Annotated in this window: 2 protein-coding genes; both read right to left on the bottom strand. The window is 52.0% G+C overall.

Annotated elements, in window-relative coordinates:
• Nucleotides 1-75: 75 nt before the first annotated feature.
• Nucleotides 76-1,317: a GNAT family N-acetyltransferase gene (locus ACP5D0_RS10330; protein ID WP_472365717.1), complete on the bottom strand. Its 1,242-nt coding sequence runs from the start codon at nucleotides 1,315-1,317 to the stop codon at nucleotides 76-78.
• Nucleotides 1,317-2,570: a BtaA family protein gene (locus ACP5D0_RS10325; protein WP_472365716.1), complete on the bottom strand. Its 1,254-nt coding sequence runs from the start codon at nucleotides 2,568-2,570 to the stop codon at nucleotides 1,317-1,319. Before ACP5D0_RS10325 ends, ACP5D0_RS10330 begins: the two co-directional genes overlap by 1 nt.
• Nucleotides 2,571-2,985 lie beyond the last annotated feature (415 nt).

Genomic DNA, 2,985 nt, shown 5'->3' with positions numbered 1-2,985 from the left:
CTGTCATGTTGAGCGAAGCCGAAACATCTCATGCCGACAAACGAAAACCGTTCAAACCCGCTTGAAGGTTGGGGTTTAAAGTTGATGTTTTTCGAATAGATTGGGTGCCGTTCGGTTCACCAAACCAGCAAACGCTTGCATGAGGTGGCGTCGTTTGGGTGGCAGATGCTTAACGTAAAAAGCGGTGTATTCAATGTGCGGCTGTCCGCCGCGCATCCGCTTGAACTCTGCCGCACCGGAACTGAGATTCATCAGTTGGCCACTTTCATAGGTGTGTTTCAACAACACCGCCATCAGCAGACGGTACAAGCCGAGCGATTTCGGCAAGCGGGTGTCGTAGCCGAGAATCGGCGTGGTGATAATGTCGCGTTGCGTGAACAATCCGATGGCGGCCACCACTTTTCCGGTGGAATCGCGAAACGTATGAAAATCCACCAGGCCTGACTTGTGCAGATGATAAAGAAAGTCGGCACTGAACTGCGGGTTGTGCATGGAATGCTTGTCGATGAACAGTTGGGTGAAAATCCGTTCGATGTCAGCAAAATCCTCGTATTCCAGTTCGGAGGCCGGGGCATATTGCAAAATGGTTTTGCGCAACAGGCGTTGGTCGTTTTTGCAATTATTGCGCTTCCACCAGTCGGTGTTTTCGTTGTCGAACAAATACACTTGTCTTGCCGGAATCAGCAACCAGCCGTGTGCTTTCAGGCGAGCCATCATGTCGCCGTCGGTGCGGGCGTTCAGGGATCTCAGGCTTAAACTGTGGTCGGGGTAACGCTGGGTCAGGTCGGTGACCAGTGTTTGCAAGGTGGCCTCCGACCAGTCGGGCACCAAGTTGGTGGACACCAGCCAGTTGTTCAGCGACACCGTTTGGTTGATTTTGGCCTGTTTTAAGGTCAAGCTGCCGAGTCCGATGACGCCTTTCAGGGCGGTTTCCAGAAACACATTATTCAGCAACCCCAACTCATCCCGTGCATAGGATATATAGGCCGTGTAGGGTGAGCAGACGTAGCTGTTGTCGTATTCCGTCTGGTTGACGGTGACGGGCACCCATTCGTTTTGAATGTTTTCCAGCGTTAAGCGGGTGGCGACATTTTGAATGGCCTGATGCACTCCGCCGCAGGCGTCTATCGCATCCAAGTAGCGATGCGCGGCGACGGCGTCTGGGATTCGCTGGTGCCCCTTGTTTGCTGCCGGAAGCGAACGGTTTGCTTCAAAACTCAAGCTCGAGCGCGATTTTGGCGATAGCGGGTAGGCCGATGGTGACATTGAAGAAGCCGTTGATGCGTAAGCCAAGGCATCCGTTCCTTGTCTGGCCATTAATCCGCCTGTCGCGTGTAAAGGTGCACGCCGCCGTAGATGGCAGAACGATCTTGACGTGTCCAAGCACGGTTGGCTTCGACGTCCGTTTGCCAAGCCGCCAGCAAGACTTCCGGCAGTTTCGCTTCCAATGGCGAGGTTTCACCCGCAGTGCGGAACACCACTTTGGCACCCGGCATGGCGGTGCGGTTCACTTCTTGCCAAAGTTCCGATAGTTGCGCTTCGTTCATCCAATCTTGCGCATCCAGAAATAAATACGCATTCAGACTGTTAGCGGGCATGGCTTTCAGACGTTCGGTCATGGACTGGTGATGTACCTGAATGCGGTCGATTTCGTGTTTCAAGGTTTCAAAATGCGCTTGCTGCAGATAGCGTGGCAGGGCACGACGATGCTTGATGTCGTACTCGCGGTTGAAGGCCTGCCAAGCGAAATAGTTGTCTTCCAGCGGAAAGTCGCAAGCCAGACGACGCGCACGTTCTTTGAGTAAATTGTGCATGCCCTGTTGCGTCTGTTTCGACTCTTTATCCATCTCATCAAACTGTGCCGGTGGAATGCCCAAGCTGTACATCACCACCGAGCGGTTGCAGAGAAATTTCATTAAACGGGTGTCAAACACCGGCGCAACGTGTTCGTTGAACAAGTGTTGCTGTTCGTCCAGGGTGCGAGCCTGCATGACGTTTTCAATGTGGTAGCCCAAGCGGCGGCTGACCCAGTGAATCGCCCCGATAAAACGCCCCAGCAGACCATGGCGATAAAATCCGTCGGTGAAATATTCAATGCGGCGCGGCTTCCAGAAGGCTTCGCGACCTTCCCAATAGTCGATGGTTTTTTCATCGAGATGGGGTTTGATGTGAATTTCGTAAGCATCGAGGTTTTTGGCGCGGTCGGCGCGTCCGAAAAAGTCGAAAAAGGATTCGTGATCTGGCAGGTGCTTCAAGGCCGCCTTCTTCAAATTGATGAGCGCGATGTGCGCCTCGTTTAAATCCACCACGGTAATGGAGTTGGGCTTCACCGTCAGGTAATTTAAGGCATTGCAGCCGCCGGAGGAAATGGTGAAAATGCGCGAGTGTTGATCCAGTTCCAAGGCGCGAATATCCACCTCTGGGTCTTCCCAGATTTGCGGATACACCAAACGGTCGAACCACTTGGTAAACAAGCGATCCAGAATCCCCTTGCGACTGAGCAAAGAGGTGTTGTTAACGGCGGAGTTCAGTAAGTCTTTTGTGGCGGGTTGGGGGCTGGCGGTGGTCATAGTGGTTGAATCGACTCTAGCAGGATTAAAAGGTTCAGTTGCGCTTATGCTAACCAGAAACACAAGCCAAAGCGTGACCGAATTGTAAAAGTTGTGTGATGGAAATGTGACGGCTCTGGTCGGCTCAAGAACTACTGCCTCAAGAACTACTGATTGAATCTCTTTATCCCCTCGGGCGTTGAGTTCTTCTATTCTTCAGTCGGTCGTATCCGTGACCGTGATGATGATCGGCTGAGAAAATATGGCTTGTGGAACCAAGCAATAAGCAAGGTCGCTGCATAATGATGACATCTTATGGCTATAATGGATGGTAATGATCTTTTGGTGCAAAGGTCTCATAGAGTGATGGATAGAATTCTTGAGGTTTGATTATGTGGCTCCCTAAATTAATGGACATTGCTTCGCCTGCGGTGGT

The sequence above is a fragment of the Hydrogenovibrio sp. genome, from assembly GCF_049975065.1.
Taxonomy (GTDB): domain Bacteria; phylum Pseudomonadota; class Gammaproteobacteria; order Thiomicrospirales; family Thiomicrospiraceae; genus Hydrogenovibrio.
Note: the sequence above shows the minus strand (reverse complement) of the source record. Positions and strands in the feature narration are given on the sequence as shown.

What these genes read in the sequence shown, in the direction of transcription:
- ACP5D0_RS10330 (WP_472365717.1), bottom strand. Translation starts at nt 1,317, where the DNA reads ATGGCCAGACAAGGAACGGATGCCTTGGCTTACGCATCAACGGCTTCT.
- ACP5D0_RS10325 (WP_472365716.1), bottom strand. Translation starts at nt 2,570, where the DNA reads ATGACCACCGCCAGCCCCCAACCCGCCACAAAAGACTTACTGAACTCC.